19 protein-coding genes are annotated in these 19,333 nt (G+C 61.8%); 13 read left to right on the plus strand and 6 right to left on the minus strand.

Features of this window, described 5'->3' with window-relative positions; all coding sequences use genetic code 11:
* Positions 1-4: 4 nt before the first annotated feature.
* From CDV46_RS24830 to CDV46_RS24850, 5 genes are all read right to left on the minus strand, one after another.
* Positions 5-724 (minus strand): Crp/Fnr family transcriptional regulator, encoded by a 720-nt coding sequence (locus tag CDV46_RS24830; RefSeq protein WP_087687630.1) that lies wholly within the window; start codon positions 722-724, stop codon positions 5-7.
* A gap of 210 nt (positions 725-934) precedes the next feature.
* The gene (locus tag CDV46_RS24835) at positions 935-2,056 is read right to left on the minus strand and encodes an amidohydrolase family protein (protein ID WP_176399185.1); all 1,122 of its coding nucleotides are present in this window, start codon (positions 2,054-2,056) and stop codon (positions 935-937) included.
* Positions 2,056-3,366, minus strand: a complete 1,311-nt coding sequence (locus CDV46_RS24840) for an MFS transporter (RefSeq protein WP_087725636.1) — start codon at positions 3,364-3,366, stop codon at positions 2,056-2,058. The genes CDV46_RS24835 and CDV46_RS24840 overlap by 1 nt, the downstream gene beginning before the upstream one ends.
* A gap of 91 nt (positions 3,367-3,457) precedes the next feature.
* Positions 3,458-4,738, minus strand: coding sequence for a CaiB/BaiF CoA transferase family protein (locus CDV46_RS24845; RefSeq protein WP_087687628.1), 1,281 nt, complete (start codon positions 4,736-4,738; stop codon positions 3,458-3,460).
* The gene (locus CDV46_RS24850; RefSeq protein ID WP_087725638.1) at positions 4,735-5,721 is read right to left on the minus strand and encodes a hydroxymethylglutaryl-CoA lyase; all 987 of its coding nucleotides are present in this window, start codon (positions 5,719-5,721) and stop codon (positions 4,735-4,737) included. The genes CDV46_RS24845 and CDV46_RS24850 overlap by 4 nt, the downstream gene beginning before the upstream one ends.
* Before the next feature lie 201 nt (positions 5,722-5,922).
* Between CDV46_RS24850 and CDV46_RS24855 the strand changes: the two genes are divergently transcribed.
* A complete protein-coding gene (locus tag CDV46_RS24855) occupies positions 5,923-6,702 on the plus strand; it encodes an IclR family transcriptional regulator (RefSeq protein WP_087725640.1) in 780 nt (259 codons plus the stop codon).
* 27 nt (positions 6,703-6,729) lie between these two features.
* On the opposite strand, the gene CDV46_RS24860 is transcribed toward CDV46_RS24855, so the two are convergent.
* On the minus strand, positions 6,730-7,374 hold the full coding sequence (locus tag CDV46_RS24860) for a GntR family transcriptional regulator (protein WP_087687625.1): 645 nt from the start codon (positions 7,372-7,374) through the stop codon (positions 6,730-6,732).
* 221 nt (positions 7,375-7,595) lie between these two features.
* Here CDV46_RS24860 and CDV46_RS24865 point away from each other — a divergent pair, with 221 nt between their 5' ends.
* From CDV46_RS24865 to vgrG, 12 genes are all read left to right on the plus strand, one after another.
* Complete coding sequence (locus CDV46_RS24865; protein WP_087725643.1) at positions 7,596-8,894, plus strand: MFS transporter; 1,299 nt, start codon at positions 7,596-7,598, stop codon at positions 8,892-8,894.
* Between the two features lie 75 nt (positions 8,895-8,969).
* Complete coding sequence (locus tag CDV46_RS24870; RefSeq protein ID WP_087687623.1) at positions 8,970-9,704, plus strand: maleate cis-trans isomerase family protein; 735 nt, start codon at positions 8,970-8,972, stop codon at positions 9,702-9,704.
* 4 nt (positions 9,705-9,708) lie between these two features.
* Positions 9,709-11,142 carry a dihydropyrimidinase gene (hydA, locus tag CDV46_RS24875; RefSeq protein ID WP_087725645.1) on the plus strand — a complete coding sequence of 478 codons (1,434 nt, stop codon included), beginning with the start codon at positions 9,709-9,711 and terminating at the stop codon, positions 11,140-11,142.
* Positions 11,143-11,165: 23 nt separating this feature from the next.
* Positions 11,166-11,903 carry an aspartate/glutamate racemase family protein gene (locus CDV46_RS24880; protein ID WP_087725646.1) on the plus strand — a complete coding sequence of 246 codons (738 nt, stop codon included), beginning with the start codon at positions 11,166-11,168 and terminating at the stop codon, positions 11,901-11,903.
* A gap of 275 nt (positions 11,904-12,178) precedes the next feature.
* Positions 12,179-12,754, plus strand: coding sequence for a DUF4255 domain-containing protein (locus tag CDV46_RS24885; RefSeq protein WP_087725649.1), 576 nt, complete (start codon positions 12,179-12,181; stop codon positions 12,752-12,754).
* 20 nt (positions 12,755-12,774) lie between these two features.
* Complete coding sequence (locus CDV46_RS24890) at positions 12,775-13,710, plus strand: hypothetical protein (protein ID WP_087725651.1); 936 nt, start codon at positions 12,775-12,777, stop codon at positions 13,708-13,710.
* A 21-nt stretch (positions 13,711-13,731) separates the two neighbouring features.
* Positions 13,732-15,501: a phage tail sheath family protein gene (locus CDV46_RS27530; protein WP_087725653.1), complete on the plus strand. Its 1,770-nt coding sequence runs from the start codon at positions 13,732-13,734 to the stop codon at positions 15,499-15,501.
* A gap of 127 nt (positions 15,502-15,628) precedes the next feature.
* Positions 15,629-16,087 carry a phage tail protein gene (locus tag CDV46_RS24900; RefSeq protein ID WP_039398341.1) on the plus strand — a complete coding sequence of 153 codons (459 nt, stop codon included), beginning with the start codon at positions 15,629-15,631 and terminating at the stop codon, positions 16,085-16,087.
* A gap of 66 nt (positions 16,088-16,153) precedes the next feature.
* Positions 16,154-16,618 carry a phage tail protein gene (locus CDV46_RS24905; protein ID WP_087687618.1) on the plus strand — a complete coding sequence of 155 codons (465 nt, stop codon included), beginning with the start codon at positions 16,154-16,156 and terminating at the stop codon, positions 16,616-16,618.
* A 4-nt stretch (positions 16,619-16,622) separates the two neighbouring features.
* Entirely contained in the window at positions 16,623-16,817 is a 195-nt protein-coding gene (locus tag CDV46_RS24910; RefSeq protein WP_087725655.1) for a DUF5908 family protein, read from the plus strand.
* Positions 16,818-16,820: 3 nt separating this feature from the next.
* Positions 16,821-17,504 carry a CIS tube protein gene (locus CDV46_RS24915; RefSeq protein ID WP_087687616.1) on the plus strand — a complete coding sequence of 228 codons (684 nt, stop codon included), beginning with the start codon at positions 16,821-16,823 and terminating at the stop codon, positions 17,502-17,504.
* Between the two features lie 4 nt (positions 17,505-17,508).
* Positions 17,509-19,299, plus strand: a complete 1,791-nt coding sequence (gene vgrG, locus CDV46_RS24920; RefSeq protein ID WP_087725657.1) for a type VI secretion system tip protein VgrG — start codon at positions 17,509-17,511, stop codon at positions 19,297-19,299.
* Positions 19,300-19,333 lie beyond the last annotated feature (34 nt).

Raw genomic sequence — 19,333 nt, forward strand, 5'->3', positions numbered from 1 at the left:
GCCGTCAGGTGGCGATCGTATCGGGGAGGAGTCGTGTGAATTCGCGTCTGACCACGCTATAGCACTCGCAGACGCGTTTCTCGAGACCCTCCCGATCGAGCACCTTGATATGGCCGTGGCTGTATTGAATCAACCCCGCCGTCTGGAGTTTCAGGGCAGCTTCGGTGACGCCGGAGCGGCGTACGCCGAGCATGTTGGCGATCAACTCCTGCGTCATCTGAAGCTCGTTGGACGGCAGAAGATCGAGGCTCAACAAGAGCCAGCGGCAGAGTTGCTGATCGATGGAGTGATGGCGATTGCAGACGGCCGTCTGGGCCATTTGCGTAATCAATGCCTGTGTGTAACGCAATAGCAAGCGTTGCAAGGGACCGGCGCGTCTGAATTCGTCTTTAAGTACTCGCGCGCTGAGGCGGTAGGCATAACCGGCGCTTTGCACGATGGCGCGGCTTGGGGTGGTTTCACCGCCCATGAATAGCGCGATACCGATCAGTCCGTCGTTGCCCACGATGGCGATCTCGGCCGATGCGCCGTCTTCCATCACATAGAGCAGGGAAACAATGGCGGTCGTCGGGAAATAGACGTGAGCCAACTGATCGCCCGACTCGTAAATCACCTTGCCAAGCGGCATCTCAACCAGCATCAGTTCAGGCGCAATCCGATTCCACTCGTTCGGAGGCAGCACAGCCAGCAGACGGTTCGCACCCTGATTCGGTTGCGGCGACATTCGTTTTCCCCTTCATGAACGCAAGCGGGTTCATGCCTGTGCATTCTTGTCTGCCAGCGTGGGCGTGTCAATCCTGCGTATACCGCCGGTCTCGCTGGTCAGGCGTGCGGTTTGGGAGTGCTACGAACATGCCGCTGCTGCATTCGATGGATAAGCAGGCATGGGTTGGCGGAGGGCGGCGCTGTCAACGCCGCCTCTTCCCCGCGACCATTACCCCAACCGATAAACCTTCGTCACCGTCTCACGGAACAGGGCGGCGCGTTCCGTGGGGCTGGCTTGTGCCGTCAGGCGCTTGAAAGCGTTCCAGCCGTTGTTGAACGTGTATGAACCCTTGTCGACCGGGAAGTTGCTCTCGAACATGCAGCGATCGGCGCCGAAGGCTTCGATACACGTGTGCATCCACGGCTTCCACGCTTCGGCGAGGGCTTCCGACGACGGCGAGCGCTCTCCTTTCTCGAAGTCAAAGCCGTTGATTCGCATCCCCAATCCGCCAACTTTCACGTAAACGTTTGGCAACTGCGCCAGCTCGCGCATCGAACGTGACCACCGCGTGAACACCTCGTCGCGTGCATTCTCGTAGCTGGCAATACGAACCACGCCGCCGCAGTGATTGACGACGAACCGCGTCTCCGGATACGCCTTTGCCAAATCGAACAACTCCGGCAACTGTGGGAAAAACAGCCACGCATCGTACGACAGACCCAGCGGCCCCAACTGCGCGACACCGGCACGGTAGTCCTTGTCGAGCAACAGCCCGCGCGGTGCTGCGGAGAGCGGATTGACCAGCGTCTGGTCCGCGTCCCACGTCACCAGATGCCGCACGCCCTTAAAGCGGCCTTGTCCCACGGCGAGATGCGCTTCCAGTACCTCACGCACCGCAGCCCCACGTCGCAGGTCGGCATACCCGACCATGCCCTGCGCCACACGCGGCGCGGCATGTTGCAGCGGCGCCGTGATTTCTGCGACGTATTGCGTTTCCCCGACCGGGCGCAGCGCCTCCGGTCCCGACTGTCGATATCGCGTCAACGCCTGCATGAACACAGACGCCGTGATGTTGTGCCCGCCGCGTGCGTCTTCCAGATACTCGTCAAGCAGGTAGATCCAGCCCGGGCGCTCGTAAAAATGGTGATGCGCATCGATGATGGGCATCGTTGGCTCAAGGGCCGCTTCGTTGCCCGCGGCCAGCCATTCGGCGCGCACGGGCAGATAGTTGCTGGTCGCCGACATGGGGCGGGATTCCTCTTTTGCGAAAACACGGGTGGCCGACAGTGCCGCCGACGCCGCCGCAGCCTGCAAGAGCTTGCGGCGCGCCGGTGATTGAATACCGCGCATTATTTCTCCTCCTGCGGAAACGCGAACAACGCGAGTGTGAGCAACGTGGTGACGCCGAGTACGATCGACAGACCCAACATGCCTGCCGTGAACGTGCCGAAACTGTCTTTCAGATAGCCCACGAGATATGGCCCCGCAAAGCCGCCCAAGGCACCAATCGAATTGATCAGAGCGAGCCCGCCCGCAGCTGCCTGACCCGACAGAAAACGCGCCGGCAGCGTGAAGAAAATCGTGCGGCCCGCGATGGTGCCGATCAGCGCAAGCGTGATGCCGGTCATGGCAGGCAGGAGCTGATTGAAATACGTCGAGACGCCCAACGCCACCGCCCCGATCAGCAACCCCGCCGCCAGATTCGCGATGTGCCCGCCGCGACGGTCCACACGCTTGGCCCACCACAGCAGCGCAATCGTGGCGAAGAAGTACGGCACCGCCGAGAGCCAGCCCGTCTGCGTGACGCTCATACCGTGCGCCTTGAGCATCTGCGGCAGCCAGATACCGATGCCGTACGAACCCATCGTGAAGCCGAACGAGATCGAGGCGAGCAGATAGACACGCACGTCTTTGAGCGCCGCGCCAAAGTCCTTCTTTTTCTTGCTGGCCGAGCCCTCACGTTCGAAGGCTTGTTGCAGCGCCTGCCGCTCGTCGGGTGTGAGCCACTTAGCGTCGGCAGGCTTGTCCGCGAGAAGCTTCAACACGAGATAGCCGAGCAAACATGCCGGCAAGCCCTCGATGATGAACATCCACTTCCAGCCCGCGAGACCGAGCATCCCGTCCATTTGCAGCAACCACGTCGACAACGGGCCGCCGACCAGCGACGACAACGGTGTGGACACCGTGAACCACGCCAGCACCCGCGTGCGGTAGTTCGCGGGAAACCAGACCGCAAGGAAGAAAATCACGCCGGGGAAGAAGCCGGCTTCGCCAATGCCCAGCAACAGCCGAATCACATAGAAGCTCATCGGGCCGGTAGCGAACGCCGTGGCCGCCGCGAAGATGCCCCACGTGATCATGATTCGCGCCAGCCAGCGGCGCGCGCCGAAGCGATAGAGCGCGAGATTGCTCGGCACTTCGCACAGGCAATAACCCGCAAACATGATGCCCGCACCCCAACCGAATTGCGTGGCCGTCAGGCCGAGATCGCGATTCATCGTGAGCGCGGCGAACCCGACGCTGGTGCGGTCCAGATAGTTGAAGAAATAGGCGAGGGCAAGCAACGGAATGAAGCGCCACGCGGCTTTTTGCACCGCGCTCTGCTCCAGGGAGTCGCCCAGCGGCATAGCCGCCGGTGTCGTACGTGATAACGAGGTCATGGTTGTCTCCTGCATATTGCCGGGCGTGCGTGCCGCTATTGCGGTCGGCACGGCCCGGCGTTCTTGTGTGTCACTTCACGAAATCAGGGGTTCAGGCGCTGGCAAGTTCAGTCGGTGATGGCGGCGCTGCCGACACTGCGTCGGCGTGTGATGCCGCGCATCGGACGACACCGGCATCGGCAAGACGCCCGATGTCGTCCGGCGAGTAGCCCAGTTGGGTCAGCAAAGCCTGTGTGTCTTGCCCAAGCGAAGGCGGCGCGGCGCGCAGTGGCAACCGCTCGCCCGCCAGCGTGATCGGCAGCAGCGCGGTGCGCGTTGTGACCGATTCCCCTGCGGCACTGGCGTCAGGGGGCAACGTGACTTCAGCCAGACCGCCGGTGGCCAGCAAATGCGGATCGTCGAACAACGCCTGCGGCTTCGTGATCGGCGCATAAGGCAGTCCGGCACGCTCGAAGACGGCGCCAATGTGTGCCGCGCTGAACGCTTCCATATGCTGGCGAAGTTGCGGCATCAGCCACTCACGCGCCTGCACACGCTGGTTGTTCGTGGCGAGCCGTTCGTCCGCCTTGAACGCAGGCAAGCCGAACGCGTCGCAGAACAGTGCCCACTGCGTATCGGAGACCACCGCCAGAAAGATCTGTTCGCCATCCTTGACGGTGAAGACGTCGTACACCGCCCACGCGGAAATACGGCTCGGCATCGGTGCGGCGGGGCGCCCCGTCACGGCGAACTGCATCATGTGCTGCGCCATCAGGAAGACGTTGTTCTCGAACAGCGCGCTCTGCACTTCCTGCCCTTGGCCAGTGCGCTCGCGCTGCGCCAATGCTGCCATCGCGCCGATGGCACCGAACATGCCGCCCATGACATCGTTGACGCTGGCACCGGCTCGCAACGGCTTGCCTTCCGGCCCCGTCATGTACGCCAGACCGCCCATCATCTGCACGACTTCGTCGAGCGCCGTGCGATGGTCGTACGGGCCGGGCAAAAAGCCTTTGTGCGATACGTAGACGAGTCGCGGATTGAGCCGGGAGAGCGTGTCGTAACCCAGCCCGAGCTTGTCCATCGTCCCGCTCTTGAAGTTCTCACTGAAGACATCGGCGTTGGCGAGCAACCGGTGCACGATCTCGACGCCGCGAGGGTCTTTCAGATCGACGGCCAGACTCTTCTTGTTGCGATTGAACGTACTGAAGAACCCCGCACCGGACCCGCGCAGATTGCGCGTGCTGTCACCGGTGATCGGCTCGACCTTGATGACTTCCGCGCCGAGGTCGGCCAGCACCATGCCACACGTCGGGCCCATCACCATGTGCGTCATCTCGACGACGCGCACGCCGCTGTACGGCAGCGATTGTTCGCTTTTTACCCCGCTCATTGCGCGTCTCCGAGCAAGCAGCCTTCCGGTTGCGGTGCGCTGGGGGCGCGTCCGTCGGCGTAGTGGAAACCCTTCGGCAGCCCGGCATCCTGCACGTGGCCGTACAACGCTTCACCGGGCAGGGATTCGGCCAGCACGGCACGCGCTGCGGCAAGGGCGTCGACGTCGATACCGGTGTCGTAGCCCATCGCTTCGAGCAGAAACACCAGATCCTCCGTCACGATGTTGCCGGTCGCGCCGGGCGCGTACGGACATCCGCCAAGCCCGGCCTGACTCGCATCGATGGTCGTCACGCCGGCATCGAGTGCGGCAATCACGTTGGCCAGCCCTTGGCCGCGCGTATTGTGAAAATGCGCGCCGCCCGCCTTGCTGCCCACTTCGGCCTGCAAGCGACGGAACAGCCGGCGGACCTGCACCGGGTTGGCGTATCCGCTGGTATCCGACAAGCCCACTTCGTCGACACCGCACTCGGCCACGGCGAGACACATGCGCAGGGTCTGGTCATCGGTGACGTTGCCCGCAATCGTGCAACCAAATGCCACCGAAACCCCGGCTTCGATTTCGATGCCGGGGAAACGCGCGTCGCGCAGCGCCACGATTTCGCGCACTTCTTCGATCATCTGCGCCGTGGTCTTGCGAATGTTGGCCATCGAATGCTCGTCGGTGACCGAGACGGGCAACGTCAACTTATGCACGCCGGCTTCGAACGCCGCTTGCGAGCCACGCAGGTTTGGGGCGAGCACGGCCACGCGAAGGCCCGGAATCGACAGGGCATGGGCGACGACGTCGTGGATGTCGGCCATCTGCGGCAACAACTTGGCCGGCACGAACGAGCCGACTTCGATTTCTTTGAGACCGGCGGCAGCAAGCGCGGAAATCCAGCGCAGCTTGGCGGCGGTCGGCATCACGCGCTTCAAACTTTGCAGTCCGTCGCGAGGGCCGACTTCGCTCACGAGGACTCGCGGGGCGGAAGATTGTGTCATTCGGAGACTCCTGTTAGTTCTATCAGAAAGAACTACGTTCTATTTGATAGAACTATACGGGCATCATCGGCGGTATTTAAGTTGGGTAAACCCGTATTTTCCTCATTTTATGGAACTTGTGTTCTATCCGATAGAACTGTAGAGTGGCCGCATTCAACGAATTCATGACAGGGGACGCGAGTGGCACACGAGGAATCGGACATGACGGCGCAAGCGTCGGACGGTGGCAGCGGGGTGGCCGTGCTGGATCGAGCATTCGCGATCCTCAACGCGTTCGGCCCATCTGAGGATGGTTTGACGCTCACCGAAATCTCGCTGCGCACCGATCTCTACAAGAGCACGGTGCTGCGATTGCTCGGTGCGCTTGAACACGGTGGTTTCATTCGCAAGCTCGGCGACGGGCGCTATGCCATCGGGCCACAGCCGCTGCGTCTCGCAGCGCGCTATCAGCGGTCGTTTCAAGTCGGGCCGGTGATCGAGCCAATCCTTCAGCAGTTGAGCCGTGAACTGGGCGAGACGGCTTCGTTGTATGTCCGTCAGGGCGACCAACGATTGGTGCTGTACCGGGTGGAGCCGACGCGCGCGGTGCGCGTGTCGATCCGAATCGGCGAAGAGTTTCCGATTTCGAAAGGCGCTTCGGGGAAGGTGTTGCTCGCGTTCACGGAGAGCGACGATCCGCGTTGGGACGACGTGCGCGAGCGTCTCTGGGCCGTCTCGTTCGGCGAACGCGATCCAGAAACAGCCTCGGTGTCGGTGCCGGTGTTTGGGGCGAGCGGTGAGTTCGTCGGTGCGCTGACGCTCTCGGGACCGAAAGCGCGCTTCGACATGGCGTCAGCGGTTAAACAGGCGCTGACGGCGTTACTCGATGGGGCACGTCGCGCAACGGTCGCGCTGGGTGGCATGGGCGAGCGCTACGACGCAAGTCTTGCGGCGACGCGCCAATCGGGATTTACGGTGCCGGGGCAGGGCGCAAACGCCTGAACGTCTGCCCCTGAACGGCCGGCGATGTTAATCGCCCTTGCGAATCGCCTCCGCCACGACGGTGAGCACCTCCGTGGCCGTATTCTCGGAGTGCGCCTTGAGCACTGCACCCAGCCGCGGGCGGCCATCCTCTCTCAGCGCACGCATGATCTGCTCATGCTCTTCGTGCGATTCCTGCCAACGCAAATGATCGGCATTTGCCGCACCACGCGCGCGGTGAACCTTGCTCATCAACGCCGCATAAATCGATGACAGCACCGGGTTGGCCGCACCGTCGACGATCAGTTGATGAATCTCCTGATTGATGCGGAAGTAGTCGGTGCGATTCCCCTTGCTGTGCGCGTCGAGCATCTGAAGATGCTTCTTTTCAAGCGTCCGTAGCGCCACATCCGTGAGGCGTATCGCGGCCAATTCGCCCGCGGTGCGCTCCAGTCCATGCAGCGTCTCGAAGGTGGCGCGCAACTCCTCCAGATCGAGCGGTGCCACGCGGTAGCCGATGTACTGCCGGTGCAGTACCAGTCCCTCCGACACCAGTGTCTTCAACGCCTCGCGCAAGGGCGTCTTCGAAACATCGAAAAGCTCGCAAAGCGCCTTCTCATCGATGCGTTCGCCGGGCGGGAGTTCGCCTTCTTCAATCATCACGCGAAGGCGGGCAGCGATCTCGGCGGACATACCGAGCGTGCGAAGTCTGGGGGAGTGCTGGAGCGGGAGGGCCACGGTGTCTCGTTATCAATTATCAGTGTCGAAAAGATCCTACCATATAGGGAAATCCCTACGTATCATCTCAATAAAATCAATTATTTACCGACGTTGTAATTACAGATTACAGATTCTATACTCACTCCCAAGTTGCGCGACGACGGTACTCAAGTCATCTAATCGGGAGATTCACCATGCAGTCGACAAGCAGGGCCGCAACGCTGACCGGCGCGAAGAGCACGGTTCGCTGGAAGATCTTTTTTCTGATGCTGTTCCTCATCGCCGTGAACTACATCGACCGCGCGTCGTTGTCGGTGGCGATGCCGTTGATCTCGAAAGAATTCGACCTCACGCCGGCGATGGAGGGGCTGATTCTGAGCGGCTTCTTCTGGACGTATGCCGTCATGCAGATTCCGGGCGGCATGCTCGCCGACAAGTACAAGCCGCGCATCGTCATTGCGCTGGCGACCGTCTTCTGGGGGCTGTTTCAGGCCGCTGCGGCGTTTTGCACCAGCGCCACCACGCTGCTGCTGACCCGCTTCGGGCTGGGCGCCGCCGAGGCACCGATCTATCCGGCGGGCGGCAAGCTCAATGCCATCTGGATGACCCAGAACGAGCGCGGCCGCGGCGCCACCTTGCTCGACGGCGGCGCGCCGCTGGGGGCGGCACTGGGCGCGATCATCATCACGTGGCTGATCACCGTGTTGGGCTCATGGCGTCTCGCGTTTGTCGTGGCAGGTGTCGGCACGATGCTCGCGGGGTATCTGGCATGGCGCTACATCCGCAATTCACCGCGTGAACACCCGGCCGTGAACGAAGAAGAGGCCAACTACATCGAGATGGCGCAGGCGTCCGAGCACCGCGCCGAGCCGGAGAACCTGTCGGGCCGCTCGATGGATTTCTTCAAATACCGCTCGGTCTGGTGCATGGCCCTCGGCTGGATGTGCTTCAACACTGTGTTCTACGGCTTGCTGACGTGGATGCCGAACTATCTGCACAAGGTGCACGGCTTCGACATCAAGCAGATGGGCGGCGCGAGTTTCATCATCTTCTTCTGCGGTTTCGTCGGTGAGTTGATCGGCGGCTGGATCGGCGACAAGTGGAAAGCGGCCGGCGGCTCGCCCAACAAGGTGATGCGCACGCTCTTCGGTATTGCCGCTGTCATCGCCACCGCATCGATCTTCTCGGTGGCGTATGTCACCAGCGACGTGGTGACCGTCGTGTTGCTGTCCTCGACGCTCTTCTTCCTTCGCTGGTGTGGCTTGTACTGGTGCATTCCGTCGATTCTCGGCACCCGCAACAAGATTGGTTTCCTCGGCGGCGTGATGAATCTCGGCGGCAACATCGGCGGTATCAGCGTGCCGCTGATCGTCGGCCTGATCGTGCAGACCACCGGCTCGTACTTTCTCGCGCTGATGTTCTTTGCGGCCGCCGGCGTGGGCTTGCTCGTGTGCTCCACGTTGATCGATTACGAAAGAAAACTCCCTGTCTGATTCACCGATTTGCCGGATCGGCTCGCGCTTGTAGCGGCCGATCTTTGCCTCTCCGCTTTTTGCTTTGAAACGACAATGACAAAAAACTCCCGCACTTTGCTTGGCATGCTTACGCCGTCCTCCAACACCGCGCTGGAACCCATCACCAGTGCCATGGTTGCCGGGCTGCCCGATGTCAGTGTCCATTTTTCACGCTTTCGTGTGACCGAAATTTCGCTGGGTTCGACGGCGCTCGGCCAGTTCGATCTCGACAAGATTCTCGACGCCGCGAAGTTGCTTGCCGATGCCGAAGTCGACGTCATCGCCTGGAACGGCACGTCGGCGGGCTGGCTCGGGTTCGAGACCGATGAAGCCCTGTGCCGCCAGATCACCGAGGCGACGGGTATTCCTGCGACGACGTCCGTGCTGGCGCTCAACGAGATTCTCGAACAAACCGGTGTCAAGGAACTCGGCCTCGTCACGCCGTATCTGGAGGACGTGCAGCAGCGGATCATCGCCAACTACGCGCGCAAGGGCATTCAGTGCACGGCGGAGCGTCACCTGAACCTGCGCAAGAATTTCGAATTCTCCGAAGTCGACGGCGACACGCTCACGCGCCTCGTGAATGAAGTGGCCGGGCAACGTCCGCAAGCCATCACCACGTTCTGCACCAATCTGCATGCCGCGCCGCTGGCACGCGCACTCGAAGCGCAGACCGGGATTCCGGTGTACGACACGATTTCGACGGTGATCTGGAAATCGATGAAGATCGCCGGCTTGGATACCCGTGCGTTGTCCGAGTGGGGACAACTGTTCGCCACAGGGGAGTGATGCGATGACGAATGCGTATTCAGGCGACCAACCCTTTGATCTGGTCATTCGCAATGCCGACGTGGTGACCGCGTCCGATCGCTTCCAGACTGACATCGGCGTGAGCGACGGCGTTATCGTTGCCCTCGGCCGTCGACTCGGCCCGGGCAAGCGTGAAGTCGATGCGACGGGCTTGCTTGCCATGCCGGGTGGTGTCGACGGGCACTGCCACCTTGATCAACCGATGCCCGACGGCCTACGCATGGCCGATGACTTTTTCACCGGGACGCGGGCGGCCGTTTGCGGCGGCACGACCACAGTGATTCCGTTCGCCGCGCAGGAGAAGGGCGGTTCGCTCAGGGCCGCCGTCGAGGACTATCACCAGCGGGCGAACGGGCGCGCTGTGGTGGATTACGGCTTCCACCTGATCGTTGCCGACCCCACGGAGAAGGTACTGCGCGAAGAACTTCCGCAGCTGATTCAGGAAGGCTACACCTCGTTCAAGATCTACATGACTTACGACGATCTGAAGCTATCGGATCGAGAAATTCTGGAGGTGCTCTCGGTGGCCCGCGAGCATGGTGCGCTGGTGATGGTGCACGCGGAGAACTCGGATTGCATCGCGTGGTTGACGGACAAGTTGGTCGGGCAAGGCCGTATCGCGCCGAAGTTTCACGGGCTGGCACGCCCCGCCGCGGTCGAGCGCGAAGCCACCCATCGGGCGATCACGTTTGCCGAGCTGGTCGATGTGCCGATTCTGATCGTGCATGTGTCCGGAAAGGATGCGATCGGGCAAATTCGCTGGGCGCAAGGGCGTGGCATGCCGATTCTCGCCGAGACGTGTCCGCAGTATCTCTACCTCACGGCTGACGATATGGGGCATCCGGGCGACGACGGCTATGCCGGTGCGAAATGCGTGTGCAGCCCGCCGCCGCGAGATTCCGACAATCAGGAAGCGGTCTGGAAAGCGTTGAAACAGGGCGTGTTCTCGGTGTTTTCATCAGACCACGCACCGTTCAACTACGACGATCCGCAGGGCAAGAAGCCGGGCGGCAACGCGCAGTCGTTCGAACACATTCCCAACGGCATCCCCGGCATTGAAACGCGGTTGCCGCTGCTGTTCGACGGCGTACGTCAGGGGCGATTGTCGCTACACAAGTTTGTCGAGCTGACGTCGTATCGTCCGGCACGGCTGTATGGCCTGTACCCGCGCAAAGGCACGATTGCCATCGGGGCGGACGCCGACATCGTGTTGTGGGATCCGGATGCCCGCGTGCAGATCACGAACGACGCGTTGCATCACGCCGTCGACTACACGCCGTACGAGGGCAGGGAAGTGACCGGCTGGCCGGTGCATTGTTTCTCGCGGGGCGAGCAACTGGTTGCCAATCGCCAATACCTTGAACCGACGCCGGGACGCGGGCAGTTTTTGCCTGCCGACGCCCCGTCGCTGGTGTGACGCACAGACAAGGAGACGACGCGATGCGCTTGCTCGTGATCAACCCCAATATTTCCACCAGCGTGACGGCGCTGATCGAGGCGGAAGCCCGCCGGGCAGCTTCACCTGACACGGCGCTGTCGTTTGCCACCGCGCAATTCGGTGTGGCGTATATCGAAACGCGCTTCGAGGCGCTGACGGGTGGCTATGCGACGGCATGTGCCGCAGCCGAGCGCGCAGGAACGTTCGATGGCCTCGTCGTGGCGGCCTTCGGCGATCCCGGCTTGGGCGGCATCAAGGAGTTGTTCGATGTACCGGTCGTCGGCATGACCGAAGCCGCGCTGGCGAGTGCCTGCCTGCTCGGCAACCGGTTCTCGATCATTGCCATTTCTCACCGCATTCAGGCGTGGTACCGCGAGTGCGTGGCAGCAAACGGTTTGTCGTCGCGGCTGGCGAGCATTCGCAGTCTCACGTCACCGCTGAGCGACATTGCCACGGTTCAGGAAGATCATGCGGCCCGGCTCATCGAGCTGAGCCAGATGGCGGTGGAGCAAGACGGGGCCGACGTCATCATCGTCGCCGGGGCACCGCTGGCCGGGCTGGCACGCCAGTTGCGCGGGCAGATTCCGGTGCCCGTTGTCGATGGCGTCTCCAGCGCGGTCAGGCACTGCGAATCGTTGATGGCGCTGCAACCGGGGACGGCGACGGGCGGCAGCTTCCAGCGCCCGCCGAGAAAAGACAATGCCGGATTGCCGCCTGCATTGCGGGCGTTACTCGAGTGACAGGAGGAGGAAGGGAAGGAAGTGAAAGGCCGGCGCGCAAACGTTGCCGGCCTTCGTTTTTCTATCGCCGAGCAAAACGCCGTGCTCATGTGCTACAGTTCCGCAGCAAAAAATGAAAGCGGGACGCTGAAACGCTCAGGAATGCCGAACATATCGGATATTTCGTTTCGCTAACCAAGACGGCGTAGGAAAAATAACGACAAAGCAGTGCCGGTAGTCGTAAGTGTTGTACCGAATCAGATAAGCAACTGGATTGCGAACGGTATCGGGGAACCATGATTAACGCTGCTGTGGGCCACCTGGCGGGGCGGCTCAACGAATATTTAAAACAAGCCTACACACTCACCGAAGACATCGTGACGATGTCCGGTCTCGTGGATATGCACGGGCATGCCATTGCCGACACGAACAACCGTTTGGTCGTGTTCCTCACGCATATCGAACGAGACACGGGCCCCTATCGCCAGTCTTTGCCGGGTGACGCCGGCGCGTCGCGCGTGACGGCCACCGTCGCGCCGCTCTACCTGAATCTCTACGTGATGGTGGCTGCCAACTACACCGGCGGCAATTACGAGGATTCGCTCAAACTGATCTCCGGCGCGATCCAGTTCTTCCAGCGTTATCCGGTCTTCGACCACCAGTCGTCGCCATCACTCGATGCGCGCATCGACCGGCTGGTACTTGAGATCGAGAACCTCAATATTCGCGAACTCAGCAATCTGTGGACGATGCTTGGCGGCAAATATCTGCCGTCGGTGCTGTACAAGGTGCGCCTGATGGCCCCCGATACCGGCGATGTCGTCGGTACCGTGCCGACGGTGCGCACGCCTGTACCGGCGCTCAATCACTGACCCGGCCCGGAGAGCGCCCCATGTCCGCTACGTCCACCGGGACAGCCGCGTTACCGTATGCGTGCTTGTTCACCGTTGATCTCGCCCACGCCTACTGGCCGCAGCCAAACGCTTCGCTGCCATGGGCGCGTTTTGCCCTGACACCTGAGACCACGGATTGGGTGCGTCGCCGCGACCTGCTCGTGATTCCACACCGGCATGGCGTTGCGTTCTTTTGCGAAACTCGCCGTCGCGATGTTCTGCTGGGCGGTTTGAAGCCCGGCGAGGCCGTCGCCACCGTCAAGTGGTATGCGAAAGACGATCACTTTTCCCGCTACACAGCACCGGCGTTGACCGGCGGCGCAGCCGTCTATTTCCTGCAAAGCGCGGCGAGCGTGCGAATCGACGGTGCACTCACGCAGCGGCTGCATGCCGGCGAGACCGTCGATGCGACGAACGCCTTGCCGGTCATCGCGCCGTCGCTGGCCCCCCATCTGGAACGCGCCGACAGACTCAGTCCTCCGGTGCTGGTCGTACAGATCGATCTCGCCGATCAGGTGGCGAACACTTCTGTCAACAAGGCCGGGGTCGACTACATCGCCAACTTCGCCGCGCGCTCGACCCGCTGGCGCTACTACTACGTTTGCGATGCCGAGAACGACGCGTTGGCTATTGTCGATCTCGACGAGAAAGTCAGTTTTGTGGCCACCGGTAGCGAGCCGCGCAGTGGCGGCCGTCGTGCGCTGGTGTTCGAGAGCGAACAGGAAATTGCAATGCAGCAGCAATACCCGCAGCGTTTTCAGTTGCGGGAACGGGGCCGGTCGGGTGAACGCGTGTTGATCCGGAGACTGCCCAATGCCGAAGTTGGCAGCGTGATTCAGCAGGGGATGGAGACAAAGCAACGGCAGGAAGGGCAGGCGCGGCAGAAGGCGGCAATGACCCCGGCAGTTCGGGTGTCCGAGATCTACATCAATTGATATCGTTGACCGAGGTGAACCATGGCGCAATACAAAACACCAGGCGTATACGTAGTCGAACAAAATGCGTTTCCCAACTCCGTGGTGGAAGTCGCCACGGCCGTCCCGGCATTCATCGGCTATACCCAGTTCGCCGATAACAAGGGCACGCCGCTGGCCAATACGCCGTGGCGTATCAGCTCGATGGCGGAATTCGTGACGTACTTCGGTGGCGCACCTGCCACGAGCTACTCGCTCGACGCGGTGCCGGCAGCACCGAGCGCACCGGCGGCTGCCAAGAAGGCGGACGGCGGCGACGCAGCGGCTGCCGATGCGGGTGGCGACGCCAAGCCGGCACGCCCGGTGGTGACCGATCTCTTCATCGGCGCGACCGGCGCGCGCAAGCCGTTCAAGTTCACACCGCAGGGCACGGAATACCTGCTGTACTACAGCATGCTGCTGTTCTTCCAGAACGGTGGCGGCCCGTGCTACATCGTGTCGGTCGGCACGTACGCCGACGGCGAAATCGACCCGGGCAAACTGACCGCTGGTATCGATACGCTCGTCAAGGAGCAGGAACCCACCATGGTGGTGGTGCCCGAAGCCGTGCGCCTGTCGAGTCAGGACTGCACGACCGTGCAGCGCGCGATGCTCATGCACTGCGGTTACACGATGCGCAACCGCTTCGCGATCGTCGATGTCTTCGACGGATCTTGGGACCGTCAGGCGCCCGGTGGCGATGCCATCACAGCGTTCCGCGATTCGGTGGGCTCGGAGTTTCTGGACTTCGGCGCGGGCTATTACCCGTGGGTCAACACGTCGATCGTGACCGAGAAGGATCTCGACTTCACGCGGATTTCGAACCCGGCACAGCTGCAAACGTTGATCACGGCAGAACTGGCGGCTGTGCTCAATCCCGTGCCCGCATCGCCCGCCGCGACGGCGAAGGCCAAGCAGATTCAGGAAGTGCTGACGCAACTCGGCGGTACGGCCGCCCCGGCAGCGCCTGCCGGGGGCGATGCCGCTGCGGCGAAACCGGACGCCGCCGCTGACGCCGGTGGTGCCGACGCAAAGCCCGCTGCCGATGCGGGCGGTGGTGATGCGGCGGCAGCAGCGAAGCCTGCCGCCAAGCCGGCGGTCATGTCGCCGAACGACATCGAAACGCTGCACAAGACGCTGGCCGCGCTCAGTAATGTGTACGTGCAGGTGCTGCAATCGCTTCAAAAGAAGCTCAATCTGCTGCCGCCGTCGGCGGGCATGGCAGGGCTGTACACGCTCGTCGACAACACGCGCGGCGTATGGAAGGCACCGGCCAACGTCAGCCTGAATGGCGTGGTGTCGCCCAGCGTGAGCATCTCGAATGCCGATCAGGAAGACCTCAACGCACCGACCAACGGCAAGTCAGTCAACGCCATTCGCAGCTTCATCGGCGAAGGCGTGATGGTGTGGGGTGCCCGCACGCTCGACGGCAACAGCCTCGACTGGCGATATCTGAGCGTGCGCCGCACGATGATCATGATCGAAGAATCGCTGCGGCTCGCGTGTAAGGCCTATGTGTTCGAACCGAACACGGCCAACACGTGGGTCACGATCAAGAGCATGGTGCGCAACTTCCTCACCAGCGTGTGGAAGCGCGGCGGTCTGGCGGGGGCGAGCCCGGACGACGCATTTCAGGTCTTCGTCGGTCTCGGCGAAACCATGACGGGCGACGACATTCTCGAAGGTCTGCTCAAGGTGTCGGTGCTGGTGGCGGTGAGCCGTCCGGCCGAATTCATCGAGCTGACGTTCGAGCAACAAATGCAGAAGTCCTGATGCCACACATCTGGGGATCTCACCCGATCGCCCCGATTGGCAGGTTCGTGACGATGTTGCGGCGCGCCGCAGAGCGCGCTGGCCCGGCACGGCATTTTTCGCATGCAATCTTTAGACGAGGTATGTGATGGCAGACGACGGTTCGAAACAATCCACCACAGTTTGGCCGCTTCCCAAGTTCTACTTTCAGGTGAAGTGGGATTCGCAGGTCATGTCGTTTCAGGAAGTGAGCGGCCTGGACGTGCAGTCCGAAGAAATCAAGTATCGCCACGGCGACAGCCCTGAGTTCTCGGTGATCAAGATGCCGGGCATGAAGAAGTACGGCAACGTGACCATGAAGAAGGGCGTGTTCAAGTCCGATAACAAGTTCTGGGACTGGTTTAACCAGATCAAGATGAACACCATCAAGCGGGTGCCGGTGACGATCAGCCTGCTCGACGAGGCCGGCAAGCCGACGATGGTGTGGACGCTCGCCAATGCATGGCCGACCAAAATTACGGGCACCGATCTGAAGTCCGAAGGCAACGAAGTGGCCATCGAGACCATCGAGATCGTGCACGAAGGGTTGACCATCGCCAACAGCTAACCATCGGTCACCGGTACCGGGGCGCCAGCAGTACGGCGCCCCGGTACCGGCCCGCGCGCGCCCGACATGCCGTCATCGCCTTTCGATCCGTACCCGCCTGCTGCTTTCCACTTTCGCGTGATGTTCGCCACGACCGGCGGTGCGGTCGACGCGTCGTTTCAGGAAGTCTCCGGCATCAGCACCGAACTCGATACCGAATCGGTCCCCGAGGGCGGCGAGAACCGTTTTGTGCACACGTTGCCGAAGGGCGTCAAACACCCGCATCTCGAACTCAAGCGGGGCATTGCGTCGTTCACGTCGCCGCTCGTCATGTGGTGCCGCTCGGTGTTCGAAGGCGAGTTCATCGTGCCGATACGGCCGCAGTCGCTGATGGTGCAGTTGCTCGACGAAATGCATATTCCGATTCGCATCTGGACCTTTGCCAATGCGTATCCGGTGAAATGGGAAATTGAAGGTTTCGGCTCGACGAAGAATCAGGTGGCGATCGAGAAGATCGTTCTGAGCTACACCTACGCGAACCGCATGGAGTGACACGATGTCGATTGAAATCGGCCAGTTGAGCATCAAATCGAACTTGGTGCAGCGAGCCGCCGGTGAGAGTGACGTCGCGCCGCCGGCCGACGATATGACAGAGGCCTTGCCAGTACTCGACGCTCAGGCGCGCGCAGAGCTGCTCGCGGAGTGCCGTGCGCTCGTGCTCGACCTGCTCGACCGCGCGAAGGAGCGTTGATTCGTGGCGACCAGCCTGAACCGCAGAAAATTCAACATCGCCCCGTGCAAGGTCTCGGGCGGTCAGATTTCGGTCGACACCAGCCGCACGGCGTTCGAGGCGCTGATCAATCCGGTTGGCTACAAGCGCAAGCTGAGCATCGAGTACAACAAGAAGCAGACGCTCGGGCAGCCGAGTGCGACGCCGCGTTTCAGCGCCATTCGCCCCGAGAACATCACCATCGAGAACCTGGTGCTCGACGGCACCGGCGTGGTCGACGGCACCGGCTCGCGCAGCGTGAAAGACATGATCGACGCGCTGCTGGCGGTCATCTACAAGTACGACGGCAAGAAGCACGAGCCGAATTACATCCGCCTGCTGTGGGGCACGTTCATCTTTTTCGGCCGGGTCGAATCGATCGCGCTCGACTACACGATGTTCAAGCCGACTGGCGAGCCGTTGCGCGCTCGCGTGACGCTCGGCATCGTCGGCTGGATGAGCGCGACCGAGAGCGCGCTGCGGGCCAACCTGAGTTCGCCCGATCTGAGCCATCTCGTCGAAGTGACTGCGGGCGACACGCTGCCGTTGCTGTGCAACCGCATCTACAACGACCCGTCGTACTACCGCGAGGTCGCGCGCATTAACAACCTGACCGGCTTTCGCAAGCTGGTGCCCGGCATGATGCTGCGCTTTCCGCCGCTCGTCTGACGCTATGGCCACGTCTCCCGCCGCTAACGCCAATGGTGTCCTGACGCTCTCGATCACGAGCGCGGGCAGCCCCATTCCCGATACGGCGGGCGTGATCTCCGTGGAGATCGATCGCGCGGTGGGACGCGTCAGCAGCGCACGCCTCGTGTTGCGCGACGGCGATATGCCTAACGACGACTTCCCGGTGAGCGACACGGAGGTCTTCGCACCCGGCAGCGCGATTGTCATCAAAGCGGGCTATGGCGGCACGACCGCGCAAATCTTCGACGGCATCGTCGTGCGGCACGGCATCAAGATCGCGGGCAATAACGACGCGCGGCTGATCGTCGAGTGCCGGCACAAGGCGGTTGCCATGACGATCGGCTGCAAGAACGCCAACTATGTCCAGAAGCAGGACAGCGCGATCCTCAGTCAACTGATTTCCGATGCCGGTCTCACGGCAGATGTGACCAGCACGCAGACCCAGCATCAGGAGATCGTGCAGTTCTACAGCACCGACTGGGACTTCATGGCATTGCGTGCGGAAGCCAACGGGGCACTCGTGATCGCCGACGATAACGGTACGGTGAGCGTCAAACCGCCGCAGACCAGCACGGCAGCGGTCCTCAAGGTGACCTATGGCATCGACCTGATGTCGTTTTCCGCCGATGTCGACGCGCGCACGCAGTTGCAGAGCGTGGTAGCGGCCGCGTGGGACCCGGCAACGCAGGCGATGGTGCAGCAAAGTGCGCCTGCGAAAGCGCTCTACGAGCAGGGCGACCTCACACCGGCGAAGCTTGCTCAGGTGGCCAGTCCGAGCACCTTCCGGCTGCAATCGACGGTGCCGCTGCAAAGCGACGAATTGAAATCATGGAGCGAGGCGCGTCAGATGCGCGCCGCCCTCGCGTGTATTCGTGGCCGCATGTCGTTTCAGGGCAATGCAGCCGCCAAACCGGGCGTGATGATCGAGTTGGTGGGCGTGGGCAAGCGTTTTAGCGGCAACGTCTACGTGAGCGCCGTGCAGCACCGCATTGCCGACGGCAACTGGATTTCGGATGTTGAATTCGGCCTGTCGCCGGAGAGCTTCAGCGAGCGTCACGGAGCGGGCAACGTTCAGGCATCGGGGCTGGTGCCGGGCGTCGGCGGGCTGCAAATCGGTGTGGTCACGAAGCTCGATGCCGACCCCGAGGGACAGTACCGGATTCAGGTGGCGGTGCAGGTCTTGCAAGCGGAGACGGCCGGTGTGTGGGCACGTCTCGCTAGCTTCTACGGATCGTCGGGCGTGGGGGCATTCTTCATTCCCGAGATCGGTGACGAAGTGATACTGGGCTACCTCAATGGCGACCCGTCGCATCCGGTCGTGCTGGGCAGTCTGTACAGCAGCCAACGCAAGATGCCCTACGAACTGACGGCTGAAAACTACACCAAGGCGTTGTGGACGAAGGGGCTGCTCAAGATCATTTTCGATGACGACAAGAAGGTCATCACCGTCATCACGCCGCAGAAGAACACCATCGAGATGAGCGACGACGCCAAGTCGATCTGCCTGACCGATCAGAACAACAACAAGATCCAGATGACGCCCGACGGCATCACGCTCGACAGCCCGAAGGACATCGTGATCAACGCCAAGGGCAAAGTCAGCATCAGCGCGGTATCGAACATCGAACAGACCGCACAGGCGGATATCAAGAGCGAGGCGCTCAACATCACCGGCACGGCGAAGGTGGGCTTTACCGCAAAGGGTTCGGCCACGGCAGAGCTTTCGGCCAGCGGCCAGACGACCGTCAAAGGCGCGCTGGTCATGATCAACTGAAGCGACGCGTTTGCGTTCATTCGCTCGATAAATA

This window comes from Pandoraea sp. PE-S2T-3, assembly GCF_002179965.1.
Taxonomy (GTDB): Bacteria; Pseudomonadota; Gammaproteobacteria; order Burkholderiales; family Burkholderiaceae; genus Pandoraea.

Excerpts from the sequence above, each read along its gene's own strand:
- CDV46_RS24870 (WP_087687623.1), top strand. The coding sequence starts at position 8,970 with ATGACAAAAAACTCCCGCACTTTGCTTGGCATGCTTACGCCGTCCTCC.
- hydA (WP_087725645.1), top strand. The coding sequence starts at position 9,709 with ATGACGAATGCGTATTCAGGCGACCAACCCTTTGATCTGGTCATTCGC.
- CDV46_RS24880 (WP_087725646.1), top strand. The coding sequence starts at position 11,166 with ATGCGCTTGCTCGTGATCAACCCCAATATTTCCACCAGCGTGACGGCG.
- CDV46_RS24830 (WP_087687630.1), bottom strand. The coding sequence starts at position 724 with ATGTCGCCGCAACCGAATCAGGGTGCGAACCGTCTGCTGGCTGTGCTG.
- CDV46_RS24905 (WP_087687618.1), top strand. The coding sequence starts at position 16,154 with ATGCCGTCATCGCCTTTCGATCCGTACCCGCCTGCTGCTTTCCACTTT.
- CDV46_RS24900 (WP_039398341.1), top strand. The coding sequence starts at position 15,629 with ATGGCAGACGACGGTTCGAAACAATCCACCACAGTTTGGCCGCTTCCC.
- CDV46_RS24860 (WP_087687625.1), bottom strand. The coding sequence starts at position 7,374 with ATGTCCGCCGAGATCGCTGCCCGCCTTCGCGTGATGATTGAAGAAGGC.
- CDV46_RS24835 (WP_176399185.1), bottom strand. The coding sequence starts at position 2,056 with ATGCGCGGTATTCAATCACCGGCGCGCCGCAAGCTCTTGCAGGCTGCG.
- CDV46_RS27530 (WP_087725653.1), top strand. The coding sequence starts at position 13,732 with ATGGCGCAATACAAAACACCAGGCGTATACGTAGTCGAACAAAATGCG.
- CDV46_RS24890 (WP_087725651.1), top strand. The coding sequence starts at position 12,775 with ATGTCCGCTACGTCCACCGGGACAGCCGCGTTACCGTATGCGTGCTTG.
- vgrG (WP_087725657.1), top strand. The coding sequence starts at position 17,509 with ATGGCCACGTCTCCCGCCGCTAACGCCAATGGTGTCCTGACGCTCTCG.
- CDV46_RS24840 (WP_087725636.1), bottom strand. The coding sequence starts at position 3,366 with ATGACCTCGTTATCACGTACGACACCGGCGGCTATGCCGCTGGGCGAC.
- CDV46_RS24850 (WP_087725638.1), bottom strand. The coding sequence starts at position 5,721 with ATGACACAATCTTCCGCCCCGCGAGTCCTCGTGAGCGAAGTCGGCCCT.
- CDV46_RS24885 (WP_087725649.1), top strand. The coding sequence starts at position 12,179 with ATGATTAACGCTGCTGTGGGCCACCTGGCGGGGCGGCTCAACGAATAT.
- CDV46_RS24855 (WP_087725640.1), top strand. The coding sequence starts at position 5,923 with ATGACGGCGCAAGCGTCGGACGGTGGCAGCGGGGTGGCCGTGCTGGAT.
- CDV46_RS24845 (WP_087687628.1), bottom strand. The coding sequence starts at position 4,738 with ATGAGCGGGGTAAAAAGCGAACAATCGCTGCCGTACAGCGGCGTGCGC.
- CDV46_RS24910 (WP_087725655.1), top strand. The coding sequence starts at position 16,623 with ATGTCGATTGAAATCGGCCAGTTGAGCATCAAATCGAACTTGGTGCAG.
- CDV46_RS24865 (WP_087725643.1), top strand. The coding sequence starts at position 7,596 with ATGCAGTCGACAAGCAGGGCCGCAACGCTGACCGGCGCGAAGAGCACG.